Below are 6,771 nucleotides of genomic sequence, written 5' to 3'. Positions count from 1 at the left end.
GGATTTGTGTCGTCGCAAAACTTATTCTGTTTTATTCTCATAAATCATGGATTCCTGTATATCTTTGTTTCGGGAAATAAATATTTTTTTCCTGAAAAACTGATTGAATCTATGAAACAATGGCATTTATTTTGCTTGTTGCCTTTGATGGCAGCTTGTGACTCCGGACATTCCGGTTCCGGAGAATTAATTTCGGTGGACTTGCGACAGGGGATAGATCATCCTTCTATGCTCAATCTGCAAGATGAGGTAGAGAGTGTGGAATATATACCTTTGGAAACAACCGATGATCCCGCTTCTTTGTTGGATGGAGTATCCGAATATGCTTTGACAAGCAAATACATCTATGTTTCTCCCGTAAAAGAACAACGGATTGTTCAGTTTGACCGGAAAGGTCATTTTATAAAGACATTGATTCCTTTCGGACAAGGACCGGGGGAGTTCAGTAATTTTTTAGCAGGTATACAGGCCGATGAGGAAAATAATCGTCTTTACCTGTTCAGTGCTAATCAGATAGGGGTCTACACCTTAGAGGGGGAGTTTATTCAAAATTTGAACCATGATTATCAGATAGTATATCAGCGTAAGGTGGAACAAGACTGTTTTGCTTCGGTGGCATTTCCGTATATTCCTTTTCGGAGCGGGAGTTATGGCTTAGGCATATTCACAGAGCAAGGGGACACTATTGCTGTAAAGAATGATTTTACTTCGCCACTGGTTCCTCCGGAGAAAGCAGGTTTTACTATAGGCATTGCAGCTACCTATTCAGGTAAGCAGCAGTCATTACTGTTTAAAACAGGATGTAATGATACTGTTTTCAGAATTTCCGATCATAAAATTATGCCAGCTTGTGTTTTGAATTTACAGAATTCAGACCAAGAAATCATCCGCTGCCTGGATGCGACTGATTTCAGTAGCTTACATCAAAAATTTGGAGGAAATAAGGATATTTTTGTGTCTGATCTTTTTGAGACGCCACGAAGTTATTATTTCCGTTGCAGGTATGATGGAGGACATTATGTGGTTTCCGTTGATAAAGAAACAGGGAAGATTCTGGCGGAGCAATGTGAGCAGCCTGAAGATATTTTTAAACTTTCTGATGCCAATCTTCTTTTTGGTATGTTGGGGACACGGAGTTATCGTAGCTTTCCCGTTTGGGGCCGTATGGAGAAAGATGGTTTGGTGCAGGTTGTCATTCCTTATGAGCTGAGTCTTTATGAAAAAGGATCCACCCTTACTGTTCCGGATGAATTAAAAAAGATAAATGTGGATAGTAATCCTATTTTTATAGTCTATAAATTGCGAGAAGGCTAAAAAGTGATACATTTGCGATATGATGAGAAAGTACTTGTTTATAGGCTGGGATGTATGGATGGTGGTGATATTGGGTATCATCTCCTCTTGCAGTCAGGATAAGGGCACTTCTAGACTGGCATGGGGGAAATATTATTTGTGGAGTGCCCCGGATTCCTCCTACCGGATACTGAATGCCATTCCTTTTCCCGATAAACTTTCCGTAGAAGAACAAGCGTGCTATGCATTACTGATGACACAAGCTATGTATAGATGTGGGCATAAGATATCTTCCGATTCATTGATAAACATTGCTGTACAGTATTATTCTTCACAAGGTAATGCAGATGATAAAGCTTCCGCTTTGCTTTATAAAGGATATATTTTAGAGGACTTGGGGCAGGATAATGAAGCTTTGTATGCCTATAAACAGGCAGAGGAGGCGGTAAAGACTGTTAAGGATTTGCGGATCCATTTTTTGATATATACAGCTTTAGGGAATATCAATGGAAGGTATGCTCATTATGAGCACTCACTGTCGTATTATAGAAAGGCGTTGGATCTTAATCTATCAGTTCCGGCTTGGAATGCAATGGGGGGAGAATATATATTTGCCCCTCTTTATCTGGCTCAGGGAACTCCCCGGTACAATGAAGAGGTCAAGTTGGTTTATGATAAGTTTTTAGGTTTGGTTAATAGGATGGACTTTACCTCGCAAGAGAAAATCTATTATCAATGGGCCTTGAAGGAGAAAGGCAAGCAGGAATGGGATTCGGCGGCTTCGTTCCTGTTAAAAGCGATGGACTATACCACTACTGTTGAGTCCCGTTACTGGTATGATGCTGAATTAGCTGTTATCTATAAACATTTAGGAAAAACTGAACTAGTAGACAGCCTTCGTAATAGGGCATTGAAATCTTCGCGACCACTTTTGAGATCCTCTGTGTACAAAGCTATATACCAGGATTTGCTGGCGGCTGGTAAGTTAAGTAAGGCTAATGAATATATGCAATGCTATATCAATGAACTGGAATTACTATTTACTTCCGGAAGCCGTACTGAATTGTTTAAAATCGAGAAAAGATATGATTACACGGCTTTATTACGTCAGAATGATGAATATCGAAGCCGATGGAGCATTACTCTGTTGATAACAGTGGCTGCTGTTTTTTCATTGACTTTACTGCTATGGGGCAGTTGGAAATTTTTTCGCCGCCAGAAACTGGAGATTTTAAGTCATTATAAAAGGGATGCTTCCATGTTGCAGCAGCAGATTGATGATTTACAAGAGAGGATAGAAGAGAATCAAGGTGAGGCGAAGAATCTGCAAGAACAGATGCAAATCCTTGAAAAGGAAAAGAAAAGTAAGGAAATACGTATTCGTCAGTTGGAACTCACTTTCCGTTCGAAACACATCTCGCTTCCGGTTGAGTCGGTGGAGGCAGCACAAGTATACTTGCAAATCGTGACGAAGGGAACTCCTCATTATACCCCTGCTGAAGACCGTACTAAATTAGAGTATTGGTTGAACATATCCCGTAATCGCTGGGCCGAGCGATTGGAAAAGCTTTATCCATCTCTGACCAACGGAGAGAAGGATATTTGTTACCTGTTTGTAGTGGGACTTTCATTTGATGAGATAGCCAGTTTGTTGGGAGTGCAGTCCCGTTCTGTAAACCGTGTGGTATATAGAATTTGTAGAAAGATGGGTATAGAACAAGGGAGCAAAGATGAATTTGTGGCACAAATCTTCCGTTTGGATGATTGCGACACAAATATATAGCTTACATGGCTACTTCGATGGCCAGTATTTGCGCTTCGGATTTAGCTTCAATTGTGACACTTTCAATGTCCCAGATACCGATACCGTCACGACGTGAAAGATTCTCGCCTGCTACATTTATTTCTCCTTCTATAATGAAGATATAAACACCTGTGCGTGGTTTGTGCATACGGTATGTCACACTTTGTCCGGCATCCAATGTGCCCATAGAGAACCATGCGTCCTGTAGCAGATGCGCCGGTGTATTGCCAGATGGTGAGATGAAGGTGGCTAGTTCGTTACGTTTCAATAACGGACGAATGTCATAATTATGGTATTCGGGTTTAGTTCCCTCCACATTGGGAATAATCCAGATTTGCAGGAATTTTGCGTCTTCAGTCTTACTGGCATTGTATTCGCTATGATAGATGCCTGTGCCTGTACTCATTACCTGAATTTCACCTGGGGCAATGGTACTTTCATTCTGTACGCTGTCTCCATGTCTTAAATATCCTTGTAAAGGGATAGACACCACTTCCATATTTTTATGGGGGTGCATACCGAAACCTTCTCCGGGAGCTACTGTATCATCATTTAGTACGCGTAAAGCACCGAAGTGAATTCGTCTTGGATTATAATAGTCTGCAAAGCTGAATGTATGGTAGGTTTTTAGCCATCCGTGATTAAAATACCCTCTTGTATTAGCTTTGTCAATTACTGTTTTCATAACTCATATCCTTTCTTTTTTAATTTGTTGATATTTGATATAACAATTGGGAAACAGAAAAGTTTAACGGTTGCTGTAAGGTGGGTTGTACTTTAGATTCAGCTCTTTTAAATGATCTGTTAGAGTCTTTTGTTACATTAGAAAACACATTTTGTTTCGGTTTTAGTGAAGATTTTTGGAGAACACTCTATGGTAAGAAGCTTTTGGTTTAGCAGACAGGTAAAAAGATAAGTTCGTTTTTCAAAAAGGGCCTTATCTTTTTTTAAAAGACCTTATTGTTTTGGAAAAACATCCTTATCTTTTAATGAAAGGAACTTATGTTTGGCACAAGAATTCATAGAACTTGGCGCAGGATCCGGCAGAATTTGTATCAAGATTCTGAACACTCCGGTAGGAGGAAATGTAGCTTCTTGAAACCGGACAAGGGCTATCGAACTGATTGGGAAAGTAAAATAAAGCAATGTGATGATTGATTGCCCAACAGAAGAAAACGAATTTGTATGTATACATTTGTTTTTACGAACGGAATAAAATCCTTTCATCACCATATCTTATTGTTGTTCAATGGTTTACTGTGTAGAAAGATGGTAAGACATGCCCAAGTGGTAGTTGACGGTGAATATGCCATACACTTTTCGCTTCCGGAACCAGACGGGCATGGCATGTTCTTGGAGCATGTTGGGCTTGTCCGGGGTCAAACCACTTGAGCGTCTTTTACGTCCTTTTATCACCACAAATTACTGGATACTAATTGATTATAGTGATTGAACAATTTTATTTTTCATGTAAAGACAATTCGGATGCTGGCAACTTGAGTAGTTAATCTTACAGTTCATACATTTAAATCTTATAGCTCATAGATAACTTATGACGTTGTCCACAGAACAAGCTAAGCATGTTCGTCAAACAAGCTAGGCCTGTCCTTTGGACAAGCCCGGCCTGTACGTATGCATGAAGCTATACATATGTATGCATCGCCTCATGCGTACGTACGTGTAAACCGGATTTGCATTTTCTTCTTCCCAAAAAGCGTTCCACCCTTTTTCACTTTATGCCGGAAGGTTTTTTCAAACTATCCTTATAGGTTTGACGAGTTTTGCTCAGAGTTTCCCGGAGTTATGCTTGAAGTTTTATCAGATTCACCTATTACTTGCAGAGGGTCTGTCACAAAAACGGGACAAAGCAAAAGTGTTCCTCTATGAAATATCGGATGAACCTGGTTTCTTGGAGCCGAACAAGAATTCTTGGACATCCTGCTCTTATAATTATCGGGTAAGTGAAGGAAGGGTAGGATATAAAATAAAAGAAGAGATGATTTAATCATCTCTTCTGTAGAGCGGAAGACGGGGCTCAAACCCGCGACCCTCAGCTTGGAAGGCTAATGCTCTATCAACTGAGCTACTTCCGCAATTTTTGTGGGCAAAGATGGATTCGAACCACCGAAGTCGAAAGACAGCAGATTTACAGTCTGCCCCATTTGGCCACTCTGGTATTTGCCCATTCGCTCTTAAGATTCTATCTCAATTCTCTTATTGAGTAGGTTTGTTTCTCAATTGCGATGCAAAGGTACGTCTTTTTTTTGAATATGCAAATTCTACAAGAACTTTTTTTCAAAAAATCTGCTTTCCCTGCACTTTTTGCTTAAAATCGAGCATTTTGATGGCAGTTATTGCACATTCATCTCCTTTATTACCTAATTTTCCACCGGCACGGTCTTCTGCTTGTTGCATGGTATTGGTGGTAATCAAACCATAAATTACAGGAATATCTCCTTCGGCATTCAGTTGGGCGATGCCTTGGGTAGTACCGGCACATACATAGTCAAAGTGTGGAGTGTCACCACGAACTACACATCCTATTGCAATCACTGCGTCTACTTTTCCGCTTTTTATCATTTGTGCGGAACCAAAAGTCAGTTCAAAACTTCCGGGTACAGTTTGTACCAAAATATTTTCATCTTTTGCACCATGTTTTTTCAAGGTGGTTACGGCGCCTTCCAATAAGGGACCGGTGATGTTACTGTTCCATTCGGATACTACGATACCGAAACGCATGTTTTCTGCATTGGGAACCGAGTTAAAGTCATAATCAGATAAGTTATGATACGCTGTTGCCATTATTTTTTGTTTTTTAGTGGGATTAATAAAAGAAAAAGGTTATCTGTACGTGGGTGCAGACAACCTCTTTATATAATTCAAGGTATATTTCTTTTCTTATTTGATAGAGGCACGCTCGATATATTTGTCGATGTCCATTGACTGATAAGAATTGAAGTATTTTTCTTTCACCAATGTATAAGCTTTAACAGCTTCACTGTTCTTACCCAGTTTCTCGAACAACTGACCTGCCTGAATCAAATAGATAGGGCTTAATGCCTGACTGTCTGCTTTGTCTGCTGCTTTCAGCAAAGTTCCGGCAGCTTTGTCCAATTGCCCCATCTCAGCGTAGCAGTTACCGATAGTTCCCAAAATAGCGGGGCTTACCAACTGATCTTTAGCGCTGAATTTATCTAAATACTTCACTGCGTCTTCATATTTGCCTAACTGTGCGTAGCAGATACCTGCATAAGCATTTGCTAAATTACCGGCAGCTGTTCCGCTGAATTCATCTGCTACTTTCAAGAAACCTTTGTAACCAATGCTGTCGCCGTTCAATGCTGTTTCAAAGTTATCGGCTCCGAAATATTGTTCTCCTTTGAACAAAGCTTCTGATGCTTTCATTTCATTGGGTTCAGAAATAAAATGCTTATATCCCATGAAACCTGCAATGATAATCACAACTGCTGCAATAGTTCCAAGGATTTTTCCTTTGTACTTGATAAGGAATGCTTCTGAAGTACTCAGTGCTTCTTCCATATCCAATGGGTCCTGAGTGTGTTTTTGTTCTGCCATTTTTATATTTACTTTTTTATTATTTTGCGAATCTACTTTTTCGGTCAGCAAAAGTAGTTCATTTCTATGTATTAATGAAATTTACGGGCATATTTTTT

General features: G+C 39.9%; 5 protein-coding genes and 2 tRNA genes. 2 read left to right on the top strand and 5 right to left on the bottom strand.

Annotation, left to right across the window (positions count from 1 at the left end; translation table 11 throughout):
• Window positions 1-111 precede the first annotated feature (111 nt).
• Complete coding sequence (locus AB5935_RS07715; RefSeq protein WP_007842725.1) at window positions 112-1,314, top strand: 6-bladed beta-propeller; 1,203 nt, start codon at window positions 112-114, stop codon at window positions 1,312-1,314.
• Window positions 1,315-1,333: 19 nt separating this feature from the next.
• A complete protein-coding gene (locus AB5935_RS07710; RefSeq protein ID WP_054349250.1) occupies window positions 1,334-3,076 on the top strand; it encodes a hypothetical protein in 1,743 nt (580 codons plus the stop codon).
• Window position 3,077: 1 nt separating this feature from the next.
• On the opposite strand, the gene AB5935_RS07705 is transcribed toward AB5935_RS07710, so the two are convergent.
• From AB5935_RS07705 to AB5935_RS07685, 5 genes are all read right to left on the bottom strand, one after another.
• On the bottom strand, window positions 3,078-3,782 hold the full coding sequence (locus tag AB5935_RS07705; RefSeq protein ID WP_007842727.1) for a pirin family protein: 705 nt from the start codon (window positions 3,780-3,782) through the stop codon (window positions 3,078-3,080).
• Between the two features lie 1,335 nt (window positions 3,783-5,117).
• Window positions 5,118-5,190: transfer RNA gene (locus AB5935_RS07700), tRNA-Gly, on the bottom strand.
• 8 nt (window positions 5,191-5,198) lie between these two features.
• A tRNA-Tyr gene (locus AB5935_RS07695) sits at window positions 5,199-5,281 on the bottom strand.
• Window positions 5,282-5,392: 111 nt separating this feature from the next.
• Window positions 5,393-5,899, bottom strand: a complete 507-nt coding sequence (gene ribH / locus AB5935_RS07690) for a 6,7-dimethyl-8-ribityllumazine synthase (protein ID WP_007837914.1) — start codon at window positions 5,897-5,899, stop codon at window positions 5,393-5,395.
• Window positions 5,900-5,995: 96 nt separating this feature from the next.
• Window positions 5,996-6,673, bottom strand: coding sequence for a tetratricopeptide repeat protein (locus tag AB5935_RS07685; RefSeq protein WP_007842740.1), 678 nt, complete (start codon window positions 6,671-6,673; stop codon window positions 5,996-5,998).
• Between the last annotated feature and the right edge of the window lie 98 nt (window positions 6,674-6,771).

Origin of the sequence: Phocaeicola sp. RTP21198st1_B8_RTP21198_201120 (assembly GCF_040929485.1) — a bacterium.
In the GTDB taxonomy this organism is placed as follows: domain Bacteria; phylum Bacteroidota; class Bacteroidia; order Bacteroidales; family Bacteroidaceae; genus Phocaeicola; species Phocaeicola dorei.
This window is presented reverse-complemented; position numbering and strand designations above follow the sequence as displayed.